Here is an 18,938-nt window from a genome sequence, read left to right as displayed (position 1 = left end):
CGCGGGCGGCATTGCTGCGTCTAGCGCGCGCAACATTCCGCGCAATCTGCACGCAATCCGGCCATGCGATACCGGAATACGTGATGAAGCTCGGCAGGAACCGACCCCCTGCCGGAACATTGCGAGGAAACGCGCCGCGGCGGGACCATCGCCGCCGACCGGTCCGGCAACGGGCTGGGCGGCACGATCGAACCAACCGAAGAGCAGCCATGACAGATTGAAACGGCAACCAGCGGGAGAGGCAGATGGACAACGTCATCCGTCCGGATTTCCAGCGTGCGGCCAAGGCCCGAGCGAAGGACGGGAGAAAACCCGCTGCAAGCGCTCCCGTGCAGTACATCAAGACCTACGGCGAGGTCGGCACGCACGCCGTATCCCTGGTGCGCACCCGCTCGGCCCTGCGGGGCGACGTCTATCAGGTCGTAATCGACACGCCCGGCGGCCAGGTCGGCCCGGTCGGCGTCGAGCCGGCGACCGACGACGGCATGTTCGATGCCGACCGCGTCGGCATGGCGGTGATCCGCACCCTCGAATTGCTGGCCCGGCGCTCCGGCGATTTCGATGTCGCCTGACGCAAGCCTGGCCTGACGCGCGTCGCGGACAACCCCCTCCCTCTCTCCCGGACGATCGTCCCGCGTGGACAGCACCCGCCGGTGCGCGCGATCATGCGGGACGCGAGGGTTGGGAGTGCGCGATGGCCGAGCCGACGAGATCCGACGACCGTTTCACCGAGGACACCTGGACGTTTTTCGAGGGCGCCTGGCACCCGGGCAACGTGCGGATGATGGGGCCACGCACCCACGCCGCCTGGCTCGCCTCGACGGTGTTCGACGGCGCCCGGGCCTTCGAGAGCGTGACCCCGGACCTCGACCTCCACCTCGCCCGGATCAACCGTTCGGCCGCCGCCTTCGGCCTCGAACCGGTGGTGGCGGAGGGCACCTGGGCCGAGCTGGTGCGCGACGGGCTCACGCGCTTCGCGCCCGACGCCGCGCTCTACATCCGACCGATGTACTGGGCCGAAGGGGGCTTGGGGGGCGCGGTGCGGTTGGACCCGGCCTCGACCAACTGGTGCCTGTGCCTCTACGAGGCGCCGATGCCGCCGCCGACCGGCTTCACCGCGACCGTGTCGCCGTTCCGGCGCCCGACGCCGGATTCGGCCCCTCTCGACGCCAAGGCCGGCTGCCTCTACCCCAACAGTTCCCGGGCGATCGCGGAGGCGGCATCGCGCGGCTTCGGCAACGCCCTGATGCGCGACGCTTTGGGCAACGTCGCCGAGTTCGCCACCGCCAACGTGCTGATGGCCCGCGACGGCGTGGTCCATACGCCGGTGCCGAACGGCACGTTTTTGGCCGGTATCACCCGCGGCCGCGTGATCGCGCTCTTGCGCGAGGCCGGAATCACGGTGGTGGAGCGGACCCTCACGGTCGACGACCTGATGGGCGCCGACGAGGTCTTTTCCGTCGGCAACTTCGCCAAGGTGGTGCCGGTGACCGCCCTCGACGAAAGGACCTTCGCGCCCGGGCCGCTGTTCGGCAAGGCCCGCGAGCTGTACTGGGCCTTCGCGCACCGGGGCTGACCCAGCCTTTACCCCCACGCTTCCTGCGCTACCCTTGTGGCAGCGCAACAAGGGGGATCGGCGGGCAGATGATGATCGTGCGGCTCGGGGTGGCATGGGCGACGGTGGCGGCCTTCGCGGTGTTCGGCGGGGGCTGGCTCGGGGGGCTCGACGCGCCGCTGGTGGCGGCGGGGCTGTTCGCCTGGCTGTTCTCCGTCATCCTGTGGTCGGCCTTCGGCGTGGTGCACGAGGCGGAGGAACTCGCCGACCGCCTCGGCGAGCCCTACGGCACCCTGATCCTGACGCTGTCGATCGTGATCATCGAGGTCGCGCTCGTCGCCGCGGTGATGCTCGGCGCCAAGGCGGCCCCGACCCTCGGGCGCGACACGATGTTCGCCGTCATCATGATCGTGATGAACGGCCTCGTCGGGCTCGGGCTGATCCTCGGCGGCCTGCGCCATCACCGCCAGAACTACAACCTCGACGGCGCCAGCGCCTATCTGGCGGCGATCATCCCGCTCACCACCATCGCGCTCATCCTCCCGAACTTCACCACCTCGACCCCGGACGGCTCGCTGACGGCGCTGCAGGCGGTGGCGTTCTCGGTGCTGACGGTGGTGCTCTACGGCATCTTCCTGCTGCTCCAGACCGGCCGGCACAGCGACTTCTTCACCGATTTCGTCGCGCCGGGCACCACCGTCGAGAAGAAGCCGCCCCACCCGGATGCCGGCCGCGGCGCGATCCTGCGCCATGCCGGCCTGCTGCTGGCCAGCCTGCTGCCGATCGTGCTCCTGTCGAAGAGCCTGGCGGCGATCCTCGACCACGGCATCAAGGCGCTCGGCGCGCCCTCGGCTTTGGGCGGCGTCATCATCGCCGCCATCGTGTTCACCCCGGAGGGCATCAGCGCCGTGAAGGCGATCCGCCGCGACCAGCTCCAGCGCGCGATCAACCTCTGCCTCGGCGCCGTCACCTCGACGGTCGGCCTCACCGTGCCGGCGGTGCTCGGCATCGGCCTGATCTCGGGCCAGCGGGTGGTGCTGGGCCTCGCACCCGCCGAGATGGCGGTGCTCGCCATGACGCTGCTTCTCAGCGTCATCACCTTCTCGCGCCAGGGCACCACGGTGCTGGAGGGCGCGGTACACCTCGTCGTGTTCCTGACCTACCTGACGCTGATCTTCAGTCCGTGAGGCGGTGCCGGCACGTGCGTTTCGGCAAAAACACCGGGCCCGCCGCTCGCGCGCCGTCGTGATTCTCCCCCTTTCCCGGACGACTGAAGCTTCAGCGGAAAGGAGATCCGGGATCCAGCGTGAAAAGTCGCGAAGCGTCTTTGTGTCTGCAACGGTGCAATCGATAGAGCCGCTTCGCGGCCCGTCCTCTGCTGGATCCCGGATCTCCTTCCACTTCGTTCCAGTCGTCCGGGAAAGGGCGGCCTGGCACGGCAATTCGCTTCGACTCAGGCTTTGCCGGTTGCAGGAATAGTGTGAAATACGAAACGGCGCGGGCCCCTTCGGGCCCGCGCCGCTCATTCCCTCACCCCTTGCGAAAAGTCTCAGGCCGCGGCCGAGACCGCGGTCGGGACGGTCGAGATCGTCTTCAGGATCTGCGAGGCGATCTGGTAGGGGTCGCCCATCGAGTTCGGGCGGCGATCCTCGAGGTAGCCCTTGTAGCCGTTGTTGACGAAGCTGTGGGGCACCCGGATCGAGGCGCCGCGGTCGGCCACGCCCCAGCTGAAGGTGTGGATCGAGGCGGTCTCGTGCTTGCCGGTCAGCCGCATGTGGTTGTCCGGGCCGTAGACGGCGATGTGGTCCGCACGGGCCTCCCCGAAGGCCGCCATCAGCTTCTCGAAGTACTCCTTGCCGCCGACCTCGCGCATGTACGTGGTCGAGAAGTTGGCGTGCATGCCCGAGCCGTTCCAGTCGGTGTCGCCGAGCGGCTTGCAATGGTACTCGATGTCGATCTCGTACTTCTCGCACAGGCGCTGCATCAGGTAGCGCGCCATCCACATCTCGTCGGCGGCCCGCTTGGAGCCCTTGCCGAAGATCTGGAACTCCCACTGGCCCTTCGCCACCTCGGCGTTGATGCCCTCGTGGTTGATGCCGGCGGCGAGGCAGAGGTCGAGATGCTCCTCGACGATCTGGCGGGCGACCGAGCCGACGTTGGAGTAGCCGACGCCGGTGTAGTACGGGCCCTGCGGCGCCGGGTAGCCGGTCTCGGGGAAGCCGAGCGGGCGGCCGTTCTTGTAGAAGAAGTATTCCTGCTCGAAGCCGAACCAGGCGCCCTCGTCATCGAGGATGGTGGCGCGCTTGTTCGACGGGTGCGGGGTCTTGCCGTCCGGCATCATGACTTCGCACAGGACCAGGACGCCGTTGCTGCGGGCCGGGTCGGGGAAGTGGCGGACGGGCTTCAGCACGCAATCGGAGGAGCTGCCCTCGGCCTGCTGGGTCGAGCTGCCGTCGAAGCCCCAGAGCGGGAGCTGCTCGAGGGTCGGGAAGCTGTCGAAGGCCTTGATCTGGGTCTTGCCGCGAAGGTTCGGGGTCGGCGTGTAGCCGTCAAGCCAAATATACTCGAGCTTGTATTTGGTCATCTCGCGTCTCTCTTCAGGTTCCGATGGAGCCCGGCTTCCTCGTCGGCGCCCATCACCCGCCAGCGGCATCCCCTGGCTTGCACGTCCCGTGCCAACCCCCTCCGCGGGCGGAACGATCGCAACGGCGAGGCGTTCTCGACGACCTGTAGGAGGGGGGACGCTCCAGCGGCAGCCCCTGTCCCGCGAGTGGTCCATCCGTCCTGCCCGGTTGCGCGCCAGGACGCCAGGACGCTCAAGCGCGCGCCACACCCGCCAATTCGCGCGACGGCGCAAGCGCGGGCATGCACGAATTATAGCCACCCATTGATTTTTTCGTGGTCAAACAGCGCGTTCACCGGGCACACTTCGTTACGTTCTCAGAGGCCGTCGCGAGCCCGCGCGGCCCCCAACGGGAGGCCCCCTGATGAGCACCACCGGCCCGCGCCCTTCCGCGAAGATCTACGCCTTCCCGGCCGGCGGCCGCAGCCGCGGCGGCCGCAACGACTGGGCGGTCCCGAACCCGGCGGCGCGCGAGCGCGGCCCGGAGATCATGCCGGCGAGCGGCGGCTACCACGACGAGGCAATCCGCGAGGAGCGCTCGCGCAAGCCGTAACCGTTCGGGATCACGGCCCTCGCCTGAGGCGAAGCCCCTGCCGGGGCCGCGCCTACTCGCCGAAGATCGACCAGCCGAGGCGCTTCGTCAGCTGCTCCAGGGCGATACGCCCGAGATGGGAATTGCCGGCGGCATCCAGCCCCGGCGCCCACACGGCGATCGAGGCACGCCCCGGCGCCACCGCCAGGATGCCGCCGCCGACGCCGCTCTTGCCCGGCAGGCCGACCCGGTAGGCGAACTCGCCCGAGCCGTCGTAATGGCCGCAAGTCAGCATCACGGCGTTGATGCGCTTGGCCCGCTCGGCCTGCACCACCGACAGGCCGGTGCTGGGATCGCGACCCGAATGGGCCAGGAACCGTCCCGCCACCGCGAGCTGCCGGCAGGTCATGCTGATGGCGCAGTGGTGGAAATAGACCCCGAGCGTGTACTCGACCGGATTGTCGATCACCCCGAACGACTTCATGTAATTGGCGAGCGCGACGTTGCGGAATCCCGTGCGCTGCTCGGAGGCCGCCACCGCCTCGTCGATGGTGATGCTCGTGTCCTGGGCCAGGAACTGCATGAAGCGCAGGATCTCGCCGAGCGCCTCGCGCGGCTGGTGGCGCGACAGGATCAGGTCGGTGACGGCGATCGCCCCGGCATTGATGAACGGGTTGCGGGGGATGCCGCGCTCGTATTCGAGCTGGACGACGGAGTTGAACGGGCTGCCCGAGGGCTCGCGCCCGACCCGCCGCCACAGCTTGTCGCCGACCATGCCGAGCGCCAGCGTCAGGGTGAAGACCTTCGAGATGCTCTGGATCGAGAACGGCACGTCGCAATCGCCGGCCGCCGCCACCGTCCCGTCGGCGGCGATCACCGCGAGGCCGAAATGGCCGGGATCGACCCGGGCGAGTTCGGGGATGTAGCGCGCCACCTCGCCGCGGTCGGGACGCTGGCGCATCTCGTCGGCGATCTCGCTCACGACGGTTTCGAGGTTCGGCACGGAACGGGGATCCTCAGAGGCAGGAGACGGGTGGGTCAAGTGAAGCGTGGCCTTATCGGTGCAAGTTCGAGGCCTCAAGCGGGTCGCGACAGGTTCCATGCTTCGCCATAAGAGATTTCGCACGATTGATTGGCACCACAGGGATCGCCGTGCGTTGACGCAGCGTCTGATGACGAAGCGACAGCGCGGGAGCGGCGGGATTGGATCAGGACGGGACCATCGGTGACGGGATCATCGCGATCGTCGGAGCGGGTATCGCCGGCGCCGCGGCGGCGCGCCGGTTGAGCAATGCGGGCCGGCGGGTCGTCGTGATCGACAAGGGCCGCGGCCCCGGCGGCCGGATGGCGACGCGGCACGGACCCGATTCCCTACGCTTCGATCATGGCGCCCAGTACTTCACTGCCCGCGACCCGCGTTTCGCCGCCCTGATCGCGGACTGGACGGCGCGAGGCGTCGCGGGCCCCTGGGGCGGCGAGGGCCGGCATGTCGGGGTGCCCGGCATGTCCGCGCCGGCGCGCGACCTCCTCGATGGGATCGACCTGCGCTGCGGCCGTGCCGTCGGCCGCCTCGTGCGGGAGGGGCGCGGCTGGCGCCTGACGGAGACCGACGGCGCGGCCCTCGCGGCGGAGCCCCCCTTCTCGCACGTTCTCCTCACCTGCCCGTCGTCCCAGAGCCTCGCGCTCCTTGCCAGCGCGGACCAAGACCTGCCGGGCGTCGCCGAGGTGCGCTACGCCCCGTGCTGGACCCTGATGCTGGCGCATGACGGCCCTCCCCTGCCGGGCTCCCCGGTGCGCGAGGACCGCGACCCGGAGGCAATCTTCGCCTGGATCGCCCGGAACGACAGCAAGCCCGGGCGTGAGGGCGGCATCACGCTGGTGGCGCATGCCGCCCCGTCCTGGTCGCGGGCCAACCTCGAACGCACGGCGGACGACGTCGCCGAGCGGCTGGTCGCAGCCCTGCGCGACCGCGTCCCCCTCGGGGAGATCCGTCACCGCGCCGTCCATCGCTGGCGCTACGCCGCAGTCGAGCGGGCTGTGGGCGAGCCCTGCCTGTTCGCGCCGGAGACCGGCCTCGGCTTCGCCGGCGACGGCTGTCTCGGGCCGCGGGTCGAGTTCGCCTACCTGAGCGGCCTCGCCCTCGCCGAGCGGGTGCTCGCGGAGGGGGCGTGATGGCCCGGACGGTCAAGGTGCGGGAGCACACCGCCGATCGGGGCCGGCCCGGGCTAGCCTGGCGCCACATCAGGACCATCGTTCCGCCTAAAGGCGGTGCGACACCTCTCCTGACCGGGATGCCCGCATCCCTCAAAGCAGGCGCTGCCAGCCCTCGAGCAGGCGCCGCCGACCCTCGAAGGTGGTGCTTCTGGCACCGCCCCAAGCCACAGGGAGCCCATGAACCGGGACCACGGGGGGCGTAGCCTCTCGCGGTTCACCTCTGATCCTTCAAGTCGGGTGAGTCCAATGTCTGATGCGTCCCTTTTCCTCCATATCGGCCTGTCGCTGAGCTTCTGCGGCCTAGTCGGCCTCGGCATCGGCCGGGCCCTCGACGCCTGGGTGCGGCTGGCGCCGACCGGCGACGACGAGGGCGCGCTGGCGGAGTAGGACCCGACCGGCTAGATTTGTCCCCCTAGCAGGAGGACGCCGCTTGCGCGAGTTGATGGAGAGGGCTGGGCTCGTCGCTGCCCGGCTGACGGCCCGGCGGGAAACCGTCGCAGTGGCCGAATCCTCCGCCGGCGGCCTCGTTTCCGCAGCCCTCCTGGCCGTGCCCGGCGCCTCCGCCTACTATCTCGGCGGCGCGGTGGTCTACACGGCCCAGGCGCGCCACGCCCTGATCGGGCTCGACGAGGCCGGGATGGCGGGCCTGCGCAGCGCCAGCGAGCCCTACGCCGAGCGCGTGGCGGCCCTCGTGCGCGAGCGTCACGGCGCGGTCTGGGGTCTGTGCGAGACCGGCGCCGCGGGGCCGAGCGGCAACCGCTACGGCGACGCCGCCGGCCATACCTGCCTCGCCGTCGCCGGCCCCGTCACCCGCCGCCTGACCCGCGAGACCGGCCATGGCGACCGCGCTGGCAACATGGAGGCCTTCGCGGCCGCCATGCTCGACGCGTTCCTCGATGCGCTGACCGAGGCGGATGGGGCTCCCTAGGAGCGCTATCCGCTCGAGCGTCAGACCCCTATCCGATTGTCTCCCAACGGTCTCACACCCTCCGCGTCATTCCGGGCTCCGCTTCCGCGGCCCCGGAATGACGCGGAGGGTGTCAGAACTGTCAGGCGAATGAGATGGGTTGTTAGCTTGGCCGTTCCATCCGGCAGGTGGTCGGCAGCAGCGTGTCCTTGGCCTCGACACGGCCGACCATCTTCCAGCCCCAGCCGGTGCCCTCCTCGTCGAAGCGCATGCCGGGCTCCATCGGGCCGAAGGAGTGAACGAACATCGTCTGGAAGTACTGGTGGTCGTCGGGCCGCATGGTGCCCTCGCTGCCGATATAAGGCTTGAGGCGGGCATTCTCGAGCTTCGGCGCCACCTTGCGTGCCTCGGACGAGCCGGCCTCTTGCATCGCGGTCAAGAGCGCGTTCATCGCGTTGAAGGCGCGCGGATAGGTCGAGCCGATGCCGGTGCGGGCCCGGAACGCGGTCTCGAAATCCTGCGCGGCGGCATCGCCCTCGTTGGCGGCGCCCTGCGAGACCTCGAACACCCGGTGGGCGAGCCCGGTCTGGCGCACCACGCTCGGCCCGCCGGTGCCGCCGGCATAGTAGGTGTAGAAGCCCGCCTGGAGCCCGGCCTCGGCGGCGGCCTTGAGCAGCAGGTTGATGTCCTGAGCCCAGTTGCCGGTGATGACCGCATCCGCCCCCGACGCCTTGATCTTGGCGATGTAGGGCGAGAAGTCGTTCACCTTCTGCAGCGGCGTCACCTCGTCGCCGACGATCTCGATGTCGGGCCGCTTGACCTTCAGCATGGCGCGGGCCTGGGACCGCACCGACTGGCCGAACGAATAATCCTGGTTGATCAGGTAAACCTTCTTGATCTCCGGCCGCGTTTTCATAAAGTTCGTCAGCGCCTCCATCTTGATGTCCGAATTGGCATCGAAGCGGAAGTGCCAGTAGTTGCACTTCTCGTTGGTCAGCGACGGATCGACGGCGGAGTAGTTGATGTAGATGACCTGGCGGGTCGGGTTGCGCTCGTTGTGCTTGGCGACGAAGTCGGTGAGCGCGGCCGCGGCCGAGGAGCCGTTGCCCTGCACCAGCACCCGGGCGCCGGCATCGATACCCTTCTGGGCGGCGATCAGGGTCTCCTGCGGGTTGACCTTGTTGTCGTAGGCCAGCACCTCGAAGCGGAACTGCTTCTGGCGGGCGTTCAGGACCTCGGCCATGTACTGGAAGTGGCGCAGGCCCGCCTCGCCAGTCGGCGCGCCGCCGCCCGAGAGCGGATCGATGAAGGCGATTTTTACGCTTTCCTGCGCGAGGACCGGGCCGGCGAGCGCCAGGGTCGCGGCGGCGGCGCCGACAACCGGAGTCGCAAACGGGCCGCATAGGGATATTGCGACGACGGCGCCACGCAGCGCCTCGCGAATGGGCGTCATGCTTCCTCTCCTCTCGGCCGCGATCGTCTCGGGCCCGTCAGGGCCGGCGTCGCGTTGCCGAGGGTGAGAGTCCGGCGCAGGAGAGAGACTCGTCAAGCCGAAACTGCGCCCGATCGCTGTTGTTAGCTCCTTACATGTGAGATGTGCCCGCCCCTAAAGTCTAATTCGCAAATCGACTTGCAGACGCACTCTTTCTGGAATTATTAAAAGGAATTCCCGCACACGATCCATACCGGAATCGTTGACACCCGCTTCGCCGGAGGCATAAGCGTCACCGCGACGAAGGATATCGGCCGACGATCTTGCGGCAGCGATCGATCAGCCCGGGGCGCGACGCGGGAATACGGATCATGATTCAGCCTGAGGCAGGCTCCGCGCCCGCGATCCCAGCCGCCCCGGGGGCCCGCCGGTGAGGCCTGTCCTGTTCCAGCTCCACTGGTTCCTCGGCCTGACCGCCGGCCTCGTGCTGATGCTCGTCGGGGTGACCGGAGGCATCCTCAGCATCGAGGACGAAGTCACGGGCCTGATGAGCCCCGGTATCGTCACCGTCCCGGTGCGGGAGGCTCCGCGCCTGACGCCGGATGCGCTGGTCGCCCGCCTGACGGAGGAGGCGCCGGGGCGCCGCGTCACGCTGATGATCATGAGCGGCGCGCCGGACGGCGCGGCACGGGTGCGGCTCGCCGACGGGCCGGGCCGCGGCACCGAGACCTATGTCGATCCCTATGACGGCCGGATCCTCGGCCCGGCCCGGGGCGAGGATTTCTTCGGCACCGTGCGGCGGCTGCACCGCTGGCTGCTGCTGCCCGGCAACGGCGATGGCTGGGGCCGCACCCTCACCGGCGCCGCGGCCCTAGCGATGATCTATCTCGCGCTGTCGGGCCTCTACCTGCGCTGGCCGAAGGGGGGGCGCGACTGGCGGATCTGGCTGAAGCCAGCGCTCGCCCGCCGCGGCCGGGCCTTGTACTGGTCGCTGCACGCGGTCGTCGGCACCTGGGTGCTGGTGCTCTACCTCGTCATGGCGCTGACCGGCCTGTGGTGGTCCTACGGCTGGTACCGCGACGGGGTGACGATGCTCCTCACCGGCCGCCCGGCCGCCGCGGCTCCCACCCGGGGCATGGGGAAAAAGGACGGCGCGCCCGCCCCCCTCGATCCCACCTTCGCGGCCTTCGCGGCGGCCACGAACGGCCGCTACGCCACCGCCTCCTTCGCCCCCGCCCGCGAGGGCGAGACGATCCGCATCCGCGCGGTGGCGCCGGACGCCGCTCACCCCCAGGCCCGCGACGAGTGGCGCTTCCGGCCCGACGGCACCCTCGAATCCCGCGACCTCTACGCCGAGCGGCCTTTGGGCGCCCGGCTCACCGGCAGCATGCTCGCCCTGCACGAGGGGCGGTTCTTCGGCCTCGCCGGCCGGATCGCCTTCATGCTGGCGGCTTTGGCGATGCCGCTCTTCGGGGTGACGGGGCTGCTGCTCTATCTCGGCCGGCGCCGCAGCCGGCGCCGGCACGCGGCCGCGGCGGTGCAAGCCGCATAACCAAGCGGCCCAACGCGTCGTCGCGAGTTGCCTTCGGGTCCCATCAGGCATTAAGCGCACGGGCAGCAGGGCCGCCCGACCGGCGAGAGGATGCCGCATGATCCGCAACGACGTCTCCATCACGCCCGAGCTCGTGCGCCAGCACGGCCTGACCGAGGACGAGTACCAGCGCTTCGTCGGGCTGATCGGGCGCGAGCCGACCATCACCGAGCTCGGCATCGTCTCGGCGATGTGGAACGAGCATTGCTCGTACAAGTCCTCGCGGCTCCACCTGAAGACGCTGCCGACCAAGGCACCGTGGGTGATCCAGGGCCCGGGCGAGAATGCCGGCGTCATCGACATCGGCGACGGGCTCGCCTGCGTGTTCAAGATGGAGAGCCACAACCACCCGAGCTTCATCGAGCCCTACCAGGGCGCGGGCACCGGGGTCGGCGGCATCCTGCGCGATGTCTTCACCATGGGCGCGCGGCCGATCGCGGCGCTCAACGCCCTGCGCTTCGGCTCCCCGGACCATCCGCGCACGCCCCACCTCGTCTCGGGGGTGGTCGCGGGCATCGGCGGCTACGGCAACTCGTTCGGCGTGCCGACGGTCGGCGGCGCGGTCGGCTTCCACACCCGCTACGACGGCAACATCCTGGTCAACGCCATGGCGGTCGGCTTGGCCAGAACCGACGCGATCTTCTACGCGGCGGCGACGGGCGTCGGTAACCCAATCGTCTATCTCGGCTCGAAGACCGGCCGCGACGGCATCCACGGCGCCACCATGGCCTCGGCCGCCTTCGACGCCTCGTCGGAGGAGAAGCGCCCGACCGTGCAGGTCGGCGACCCCTTCGCGGAAAAACTGCTGCTCGAGGCCTGCCTGGAGCTGATGCAGTCCGGCGCCGTGATCGCGATCCAGGACATGGGCGCGGCGGGCCTGACCTGCTCGGCGGTCGAGATGGGCGCCAAGGGCAACCTCGGCGTCGAGCTGAACCTCGACGCGGTGCCGACCCGCGAGCCCGGCATGACCGCCTATGAGATGATGCTGTCGGAGAGCCAGGAGCGCATGCTCATGGTGCTCAAGCCCGGCATGGAGAAGGAGGCCGAGGCCATCTTCGTGAAGTGGGGCCTCGACTTCGCGATCATCGGCCACACCACCGACACGCTCCGCTTCGTCATCAAGCACGGCGGTGAGACCGTCGCCGACCTGCCGATCAAGGAACTCGGCGACGAGGCGCCGCTCTACGACCGGCCGCACCGCCAGAACGCCTACCAGCCGGAGATCAAGGCGGAGGATGTCGCGGCGCCGATGCGCAACGTCGACGCGCTCGCCAAGCTCGTCGGCTCGCCGGACTTGTGCTCGAAGCGCTGGGTCTACGAGCAGTACGACCACTTCATCCTCGGCAACACCGTGCAGAAGCCCGGCGGCGACGCCGCGGTGGTGCGGGTCGAGGACGGGCCGAAGGGGCTGGCCATCACCACCGACGTGACCCCGCGCTACTGCGAGGCCGATCCGGTCGAGGGCGGCAAGCAGGCGGTGGCCGAGGCCTGGCGCAACATCACGGCGGTGGGCGGCCGCCCGCTCGCGGTCACCGACAACCTCAACTTCGGCAACCCGGAGAAGCCGGAGGTGATGGGCCAGTTCGTCGGCTGCATCCAGGGCATCGGCGAGGCCTGCCGCGCCCTCGACTTCCCGGTCGTGTCCGGCAACGTCTCGCTCTACAACGAGACCGAGGGCGTCGGCATCCTGCCGACGCCGACGATCGGCGGCGTCGGCGTGGTCGACGACGTCAACAAGATCGCCACCATCGCCTTCAAGCGCGACGGCGACGCCTTGGTGCTGATCGGCACGACCAAGGGCTGGCTCGGCCAGTCAGCCTACCTCGCCACGATCTGCGGCCGCGAGGAGGGGGCGCCGCCCCCGGTCGACCTCGCCGCCGAGAAGCGCAACGGCGACTTCGTGCGCGGGCTGATCACCTCGGGGCTCGTCGACACCGTCCACGATCTCTCGGACGGGGGCCTCGCCGTCGCGGTGGCCGAGATGGCGCTCGCCGGCAAGATCGGCGCGGTGCTGCCCGAATGCCCGCTGCCGGTCCCCTGCCACGCCTACCTGTTCGGCGAGGACCAGGGCCGCTATCTCCTGGCGGTGGAGCCCGACGCGGTCGCCGACCTGCTCTACAGCGCGAGCGCGCAGGGCATCGACGCGGCGGTGATCGGCGTCACTGGCGCCGATTCGCTGACCCTGCCGGGCGACGAGATCGTCGGCCTCGACGATCTGCGCAAGGCGCACGAGGGCTGGCTGCCGACCTATATGGCTGGTCCCACGGTGGATGCGGCCTGAGGGTTCAGGCAGGCCGCAGCATAAACCCTTGATCCCACTCTCGACCTCGTCCTGAGGTGCTCACGAAGTGAGCCTCGAAGGAGGGCTCCAGACGCCTCGGCGACAACTGGAGCCCTCCTTCGAGGCTGCCGCGAGCGGCAGCACCTCAGGATGAGGTTGCGGGCGGGAGCGAACGGGCTCACCTGTCCCGGATATCGTCGAAGCAACCAGAGTCCGACTAGGAGACGACCCGATGCCGATGGATGCCCGCGAGATCGAGGCGATGATCCGGGAAGCCCTGCCCGACGCCACGGTCGAGATCCGCGACCTCGCCGGCGACGGCGACCACTACGCCGCCACCGTCGTGTCGGCGGCGTTCAAGGGCAAGTCGCGGGTGCAGCAGCACCAGATGGTCTACGGCGCGCTCCAGGGGCGCATGGGCGGCGTGCTGCACGCCCTTGCCCTGACCACGGGCGTGCCGCAGGATTGAACCATACCCCGAGGGCCGCCGCATGGACGAGATCCGCACGGATCAGCCGAGCCTCTACGACGAAGACGTCGTCGCCTGGGCGGAGCAGCAGGCGGCGGCCCTCCGTGCTCTCGGGGCACGCCCGGACCTCTCGAACGTCCTCGACTGGGAAAATATCGCCGAGGAGGTTGAGGCTGTGGGTCTCTCGCAGATCAAGGCCTTCGAGAGCGCCCTTCGGGTCATGCTTGTCCACGTCCTCAAGTACCTGTCTGCTCCTAGTGCCCAATCGACACGCTCCTGGCGGGCCGAGATCATCGCTTTCCACGCGACGGCCCGGCGACGCTACGCCCCGTCGATGCGCCAACGAGTCGATTGGGATGACCTGTGGCAAGTCTCGGTAGCGGATGCCGCAGCCGCCCTGGAGCTGCACGGCGACGTGCTGGTGTCGGGCCTCCCCGATCGGACCCCTTTCACACCCGAGGAACTGGTCGCGAAAAGCTTCACCCTCGACTGGGCGCTCCTGCGCCTTGCCGCGGTCTTGCAAAACCCGTGCGACCATCACTAGCTACGGCATACACGGAAGGTAGAGCCCATGACCGACGTCAACAGCCGCATCGAGACCGAGATCAAGTCCCAGGACGTGGTGGTGTTCATGAAGGGCACGCCGCAATTCCCGATGTGCGGCTTCTCGGGCCAGGTGGCCCAGATCCTCAACTACCTCGGGGTGCCGTTCAAGGGCGTGAACGTGCTCGAGGACATGGAGATCCGCGAGGGCATCAAGGCCTTCTCGCAGTGGCCGACCATCCCGCAGGTCTACGTCAAGGGTGAGTTCGTCGGTGGCTGCGACATCACCCGCGAGATGTTCCAGTCCGGCGAGCTGCAGCAGCTGCTCACCGAGAAGGGCATCGCCACCAGCACCGCCGCGGCGTGATCCAGCGGCCTCATCGCTGATCGGAAGGGGGCGCGCGAGCGCCCTTTTTCGTTGCAAGAGGGCGCGCAAGCGCCCGTTTCGTTGATGCTGCGGCGAACCCGGCCTGCCGCCGATGCGTCTATTCCCGAGTGACGGTTCTCGGGACAGCGACATGCACGACGCGATCATCCATGACGTGATCATCGTGGGCGGCGGGCCGGCGGGCCTGTCGGCGGCGCTCATCCTGGGCCGCTGCCGGCGCCGGGTGCTGCTGATCGATGCCGGCCATCCGCGCAACGCCGTGACGCCGCACATGCACGGCTTTCTCGGCCGCGACGGCCTCTCCCCCGGCTCCTTGCGCGACGAGGGGCGGCGGGAGCTCGCCGCCTACGACACGGTCGAGATCTGGGATGGGCGCGTCGCCGACGCAGTGCGCCGGCCGGACGGCTTCCGGGTGGTGATGGACGACCAGCGCCGGGCCGATGCCCGCCGGATGATCCTCGCCACCGGCCTGCGCACCGACCTGCCGGCGATCGAGGGCTTCTCGGAGTTCTGGGGCCACGGCGTCCACCATTGCCCCTATTGCGACGGCTACGAGAACCGCGACCGGCCGCTCGCGGTCTACGGACCGGGCGAGGCGGGCAAGGGAGCCGGAATGGGTCTGGCCCTCGAACTCACCGCCTGGAGCCGCGACCTGACCCTCTTCACCGACGGACCCTGCGACCTCGGTGCCCCGGAGCGCGAGCGCCTCGCCCGCCAGGGCATCCGGATCGAGGAGCGCGCCGTTGCCCGGCTCGAGGGCTCGGACGGACGCTTCGCCCGGGTGCGCCTGCGCGACGGCACGGCTTTCGACTGCGCCGCCCTGTTCTTCACCACCGGGCCGTGCATTCCCTCCCCGCTCGTCGAGCGGCTCGGCTGCGACCTGTCGCGCAAGGGCACGGTGCCGACCGGCGATTACGAGGAAACGAACGTTCCGGGGCTCTACGTCGCCGGCGACGCCTCGCGGCGGGTCCAACTCGCCATCGTGGCCGCCGCCGAGGGCGCGATGGCGGCCTTCGCCATCAATACCGAGCTCCTGCGCGAGGACACCCGCTGATTCGCCGGCCGATTCGCCGGCCGCGCGCGAATCAGCATAGGTCAGGACAGATTTCTTGCGATCCGCGGCGCGTCGCCATCACGCAAATAACGAGGCAGCAGCAAGCGCTTGGCCGGCCGGGCGGCAATCCTTGCCGACCCGGCTGTGACGACAATCGCCCTGTCAAGACTTTATCGCACAGTGAAGGTTTGTTAGCTTTTATTGAACGATCACGGGAGGGGCGCCCATGATAGCGTTGGCGCAGGCATGGCGAGTCGGACTCACCCGGCGCACGCAGCGCACGATTCTGGCCCGCGAGGCCACCCCGCGGACGGCCGAGGCGGAGCCGCCCGAGCACCACGAACTCACCGTGCGGGACTTGATCCGCATGGCCCAGTCGGCCCGCGCCGCGTCGGAATCGCGGGGCTGAGAGCCTGTTTGACCTGCTCGACAGTCTTGATGCTCTTCGCGTCATTCCGGGGCCGTGCAGCGGAGCCCGGAATGACGCGGAGGGTGGCAGGGCCGGCCGCGGACGTATCCGTCCGGTAGGTCGCTGCCTTCCCTGACCGGAGAGGCTTGCCAAGGCCGGCGGAACCGATTCGCGTGGATCGTGGTTGGGGTGCGCGGCAAGGCGTCGGCGGTGTCGCCCATGGGGCCACCCCGGATCGCACCGAACCGACATTCGGCCTCGGCACGAACGGCTAAGGTTTCGCGTGTAGCGTCCCACGAGTGATTCGGTATTCGCGGCCGTCCGACGCGCTGCGCCGTTTCGCTACACCGCAACGCACACACGATCACCATGCGCCGCACAACGCCCGGCGTGCGTTGGCGCACGCCGATCATGCCGGCGCGCGGTTAGACCCTCCGGCAGTGTTGCAAGGGGCGGATACCGTCTTTGGGTGGTGGGCCGAAACTTTTTCTTGCAGCGTGACGCGCGGTGCGGAACTGTACAAGTTCTTCACCGTTACTGGTTCTCAAGCGTGAGTATGCGTACCCCCCACCAGCCACGGGCCGCGCGCCCGGGGGACAATCATGCCCGATTTCGAGTCACGGAACCTCGACGACGCCGAGAGCCTCGCCCGCCTCGCCGAGCTTCTCCATCCCAGCAAGGCCGCCCGGACCGAGGCCAAGGCCCGCGGTCGCCGGCGCGCTGCCGCCGGCTTCCTGCCGGCGCAAGGCCCCGCTCCGACCGGGCAGGCGGCGCCGGCTCTGCAGCACGCCTGAGCGCGGCGCCTACCAGGCCTGCGGGGTGATCACCCCTTTGCTGGTCACCACGACCCAGGACCTGCCACGGCGCTCGATCGCCTCGACTCGACCGGCCCCCGGCAGCGTATCGCCCGGGCCGACCTCGACGAGGCGTCGGTTGCGGTTCTCGATCATCGCCATCCCGTCATAGACATCGCGCAGCACCCAGCCCTCGATGGTGCCCGGCCTGGCCGTGGCCGTCGTCTTGTCAGGGAGGCTGCCGGTCAGAGCCGGCTCCGCGGCCGCGACGTGCTTCGGGGCCGCTGCGGGAGCCGCCGCTATCGGTGCCGGATTCGGCGCGAGCGGCGCCGCGGCGACCGGCGCCGCGCCCTGGCGCTTCTCCAGCTTGTCGATCAGCGCATTGAGGCGGACCGCCTGCTCGCGGTCGGCATGCTCCTGGCGCTCGGCGAGAGCGGTCAGGCGCTCGGCCACGGCCGCGACCTTGCCCGCGAGGTCTCCGTCCTGGCGCTGCAACCGCTCCAGGCGCTCGGAGATCTGGCCGAGGCGGGCGCCGGCCTCGGCGCGGCCCTTGTCGGCGGAATCGTGGGCCTGGATCGTCCGGTCGCGCAGGAGCGACAGGTCGGTGGCGAGCCGGGTGGCTTCGGTGGTGGCGGCCTCGACCCGGCCGCCGAGACGCGCCCACTCGGCCTGCGGGATGCCGGAGCCACCACCCTGGACGGCTCCCATCAGCGCCACCGTGCCGCCGCCCGCCAGCGCGCCGAGGCAAGTCGCGCAGAGGAGCCCGGCGAGGGTCGTGGTCTTCAGCTTCGGCAATCCGGGGAGGCCGGCGAACTTGGGCTTGGCCGGCCCCGGGGCCGCGCTGGGCGCCGTACCGTCAGGGGCCGCCGCCGCACCGGCCGGAGCCGGCGCGCCGGCGACGTCGTTCTGATCCACCATGACCCGAGCTTCCCAGACATCCAGGAAGACTTGGGTAACCATGTTTGCTTAACCGATGGTTACCACGCACGGGCGTCGCCCGAGGACGTGGAAACGGTCCGTCGCAGACAATGCAGTGCAACCAAGGAGCTGGAGCGGCGCCCGCTCGGGCGCCGCTCCAGTGCGGCCCGGGCCACTCCGGCCCGGGCCCGTTGCCAACTCACGCCAGCGCCGGCAGCACCCGCTCGATCTCGGCCCGGTGCGGCTCAAGGAAGGCCGGCAGCTTCAGCGCCTCGCCCAAGGCCTCCGCCGGCTCGTCGGCGGAGAAGCCCGGCGCATCGGTGGCGATCTCGAACAGCACGCCGCCGGGCTCGCGGAAATAGACCGAGCGGAAATAGTTGCGGTCGCGCTGCTCGGTCACCTGGAGGCCGAGATCCCCAGCCCGCTCCGCCATCGCGCCCTGGCTCGCGTCGTCGGCCGCCCGGAAGGCGATGTGGTGGACCGAGCCGCCGCCGGAGCGGCCGGGCAGGAAGTCGCCGACCTCCCGCAGGGTGACGTAGCCGCCGAGCCCGGCCGTGCCGGTGTAGCGGGTGAGCGAACCCTCCCGTCCGGCCTCGGTCCAGCCCAACACCTCCGTGAGTACCCGGGCGGTGGGCGCGGCCTCCCGCAGCATCAGGGTCACGCCGTGGAAGCCCCGCACCGCGTGCTCGGCCGGCACCTCCGACCCGCCCCAGGCCGGCTCGGCCTCGGCGCCGGCGACGCCGACCAGGGCGAGGCGCATCCCGTCGGGATCGCGGAACGGCAGCACCGTTTCGCCGAAGACCTTGGCGGGCGCCTCGAAGGCGATGCCGGCCGCGACCAGGCGATGCGTCCAGTACCCGATCGAGCCCGCCGGCACCCGGAACGCCGTCTCCTCGGTCTGCCCGACCCCGACCCGGCCGGGGGCGACGTGCTCCCAGGGGAAGAAGGTCAGGATCGTGCCGGGCGCGCCGTCCGCGTCACCGTAATACAGGTGGTAGGTGCCGGGATCGTCGAAGTTGACGGTCTTCTTGACGAGGCGCAGCCCGAGGACGCGGGTATAGAAGTCGAGGTTGCGGCGCGCCGGGCCCGAGATGGCGGTGACGTGGTGCAGGCCGCTGGAGATCGTGGTCGTCATGGTCGGGAACTCCCGGTGGGCGGTCCGGCGGGGGAAGCTGCCGACGTCGCCGCGATGAGGGCAATCTAGGGGTTGCCCTGGCGGTCAGAAATA

General features: G+C 69.8%; 20 protein-coding genes. 15 read left to right on the top strand and 5 right to left on the bottom strand.

Features of this window, described 5'->3' with window-relative positions; all coding sequences use genetic code 11:
- The first annotated feature begins 245 nt into the window (after window positions 1-245).
- The 3 genes from ABZT49_RS07200 (at window position 246) to ABZT49_RS07190 (ending at window position 2,742) form a co-directional block, all read left to right on the top strand.
- The gene (locus tag ABZT49_RS07200; RefSeq protein ID WP_093566526.1) at window positions 246-572 is read left to right on the top strand and encodes a hypothetical protein; all 327 of its coding nucleotides are present in this window, start codon (window positions 246-248) and stop codon (window positions 570-572) included.
- A gap of 122 nt (window positions 573-694) precedes the next feature.
- A complete protein-coding gene (locus tag ABZT49_RS07195; RefSeq protein ID WP_355284902.1) occupies window positions 695-1,576 on the top strand; it encodes a branched-chain amino acid aminotransferase in 882 nt (293 codons plus the stop codon).
- A gap of 68 nt (window positions 1,577-1,644) precedes the next feature.
- Window positions 1,645-2,742 (top strand): calcium:proton antiporter, encoded by a 1,098-nt coding sequence (locus tag ABZT49_RS07190; RefSeq protein ID WP_355284899.1) that lies wholly within the window; start codon window positions 1,645-1,647, stop codon window positions 2,740-2,742.
- Window positions 2,743-3,104: 362 nt separating this feature from the next.
- On the opposite strand, the gene ABZT49_RS07185 is transcribed toward ABZT49_RS07190, so the two are convergent.
- Entirely contained in the window at window positions 3,105-4,139 is a 1,035-nt protein-coding gene (locus ABZT49_RS07185) for a glutamine synthetase beta-grasp domain-containing protein (protein ID WP_355284896.1), read from the bottom strand.
- Between the two features lie 403 nt (window positions 4,140-4,542).
- Here ABZT49_RS07185 and ABZT49_RS07180 point away from each other — a divergent pair, with 403 nt between their 5' ends.
- Complete coding sequence (locus ABZT49_RS07180; protein ID WP_355284893.1) at window positions 4,543-4,731, top strand: DUF2735 domain-containing protein; 189 nt, start codon at window positions 4,543-4,545, stop codon at window positions 4,729-4,731.
- A 52-nt stretch (window positions 4,732-4,783) separates the two neighbouring features.
- On the opposite strand, the gene ABZT49_RS07175 is transcribed toward ABZT49_RS07180, so the two are convergent.
- On the bottom strand, window positions 4,784-5,713 hold the full coding sequence (locus ABZT49_RS07175) for a glutaminase (protein ID WP_355284890.1): 930 nt from the start codon (window positions 5,711-5,713) through the stop codon (window positions 4,784-4,786).
- A 200-nt stretch (window positions 5,714-5,913) separates the two neighbouring features.
- Between ABZT49_RS07175 and ABZT49_RS07170 the strand changes: the two genes are divergently transcribed.
- From ABZT49_RS07170 to ABZT49_RS07160, 3 genes are all read left to right on the top strand, one after another.
- On the top strand, window positions 5,914-6,882 hold the full coding sequence (locus ABZT49_RS07170) for an FAD-dependent oxidoreductase (RefSeq protein WP_355284887.1): 969 nt from the start codon (window positions 5,914-5,916) through the stop codon (window positions 6,880-6,882).
- A 288-nt stretch (window positions 6,883-7,170) separates the two neighbouring features.
- Window positions 7,171-7,311: a hypothetical protein gene (locus ABZT49_RS07165; RefSeq protein WP_355284885.1), complete on the top strand. Its 141-nt coding sequence runs from the start codon at window positions 7,171-7,173 to the stop codon at window positions 7,309-7,311.
- 43 nt (window positions 7,312-7,354) lie between these two features.
- Window positions 7,355-7,852: a CinA family protein gene (locus tag ABZT49_RS07160; RefSeq protein ID WP_355284882.1), complete on the top strand. Its 498-nt coding sequence runs from the start codon at window positions 7,355-7,357 to the stop codon at window positions 7,850-7,852.
- Between the two features lie 142 nt (window positions 7,853-7,994).
- On the opposite strand, the gene ABZT49_RS07155 is transcribed toward ABZT49_RS07160, so the two are convergent.
- Window positions 7,995-9,284 carry a branched-chain amino acid ABC transporter substrate-binding protein gene (locus tag ABZT49_RS07155; protein ID WP_355284880.1) on the bottom strand — a complete coding sequence of 430 codons (1,290 nt, stop codon included), beginning with the start codon at window positions 9,282-9,284 and terminating at the stop codon, window positions 7,995-7,997.
- A 409-nt stretch (window positions 9,285-9,693) separates the two neighbouring features.
- On the opposite strand from ABZT49_RS07155, the gene ABZT49_RS07150 reads away from it, so the two are divergent.
- The 8 genes from ABZT49_RS07150 to ABZT49_RS07115 all read left to right on the top strand — a co-directional run bounded on the left by ABZT49_RS07150 (window position 9,694) and on the right by ABZT49_RS07115 (window position 16,792).
- Complete coding sequence (locus ABZT49_RS07150) at window positions 9,694-10,815, top strand: PepSY-associated TM helix domain-containing protein (RefSeq protein ID WP_355284877.1); 1,122 nt, start codon at window positions 9,694-9,696, stop codon at window positions 10,813-10,815.
- 97 nt (window positions 10,816-10,912) lie between these two features.
- Window positions 10,913-13,135, top strand: a complete 2,223-nt coding sequence (purL, locus tag ABZT49_RS07145; RefSeq protein ID WP_355284874.1) for a phosphoribosylformylglycinamidine synthase subunit PurL — start codon at window positions 10,913-10,915, stop codon at window positions 13,133-13,135.
- Between the two features lie 232 nt (window positions 13,136-13,367).
- Window positions 13,368-13,604 (top strand): BolA family transcriptional regulator, encoded by a 237-nt coding sequence (locus ABZT49_RS07140; protein ID WP_355284871.1) that lies wholly within the window; start codon window positions 13,368-13,370, stop codon window positions 13,602-13,604.
- 22 nt (window positions 13,605-13,626) lie between these two features.
- The gene (locus ABZT49_RS07135; protein ID WP_355284869.1) at window positions 13,627-14,148 is read left to right on the top strand and encodes a DUF29 domain-containing protein; all 522 of its coding nucleotides are present in this window, start codon (window positions 13,627-13,629) and stop codon (window positions 14,146-14,148) included.
- Between the two features lie 27 nt (window positions 14,149-14,175).
- Complete coding sequence (grxD, locus tag ABZT49_RS07130) at window positions 14,176-14,514, top strand: Grx4 family monothiol glutaredoxin (protein ID WP_093566515.1); 339 nt, start codon at window positions 14,176-14,178, stop codon at window positions 14,512-14,514.
- A gap of 151 nt (window positions 14,515-14,665) precedes the next feature.
- Entirely contained in the window at window positions 14,666-15,589 is a 924-nt protein-coding gene (locus ABZT49_RS07125; RefSeq protein WP_355284866.1) for an NAD(P)/FAD-dependent oxidoreductase, read from the top strand.
- Window positions 15,590-15,815: 226 nt separating this feature from the next.
- Window positions 15,816-15,998: a hypothetical protein gene (locus tag ABZT49_RS07120; protein WP_355284863.1), complete on the top strand. Its 183-nt coding sequence runs from the start codon at window positions 15,816-15,818 to the stop codon at window positions 15,996-15,998.
- A gap of 602 nt (window positions 15,999-16,600) precedes the next feature.
- A complete protein-coding gene (locus tag ABZT49_RS07115; protein ID WP_355284860.1) occupies window positions 16,601-16,792 on the top strand; it encodes a hypothetical protein in 192 nt (63 codons plus the stop codon).
- 9 nt (window positions 16,793-16,801) lie between these two features.
- Here ABZT49_RS07115 and ABZT49_RS07110 read toward each other — a convergent pair whose 3' ends face one another.
- Window positions 16,802-17,710 (bottom strand): hypothetical protein, encoded by a 909-nt coding sequence (locus ABZT49_RS07110; protein ID WP_355284857.1) that lies wholly within the window; start codon window positions 17,708-17,710, stop codon window positions 16,802-16,804.
- 199 nt (window positions 17,711-17,909) lie between these two features.
- Entirely contained in the window at window positions 17,910-18,845 is a 936-nt protein-coding gene (locus tag ABZT49_RS07105) for a ring-cleaving dioxygenase (RefSeq protein WP_355284855.1), read from the bottom strand.
- Window positions 18,846-18,938 lie beyond the last annotated feature (93 nt).

Origin of the sequence: Methylobacterium sp. EM32 (assembly GCF_040593685.1) — a bacterium.
GTDB lineage: Bacteria > Pseudomonadota > Alphaproteobacteria > Rhizobiales > Beijerinckiaceae > Methylobacterium.
The sequence above is the reverse complement of the archived record's forward strand: the minus strand, read 5'-3'. Positions and strand labels throughout refer to the sequence as shown.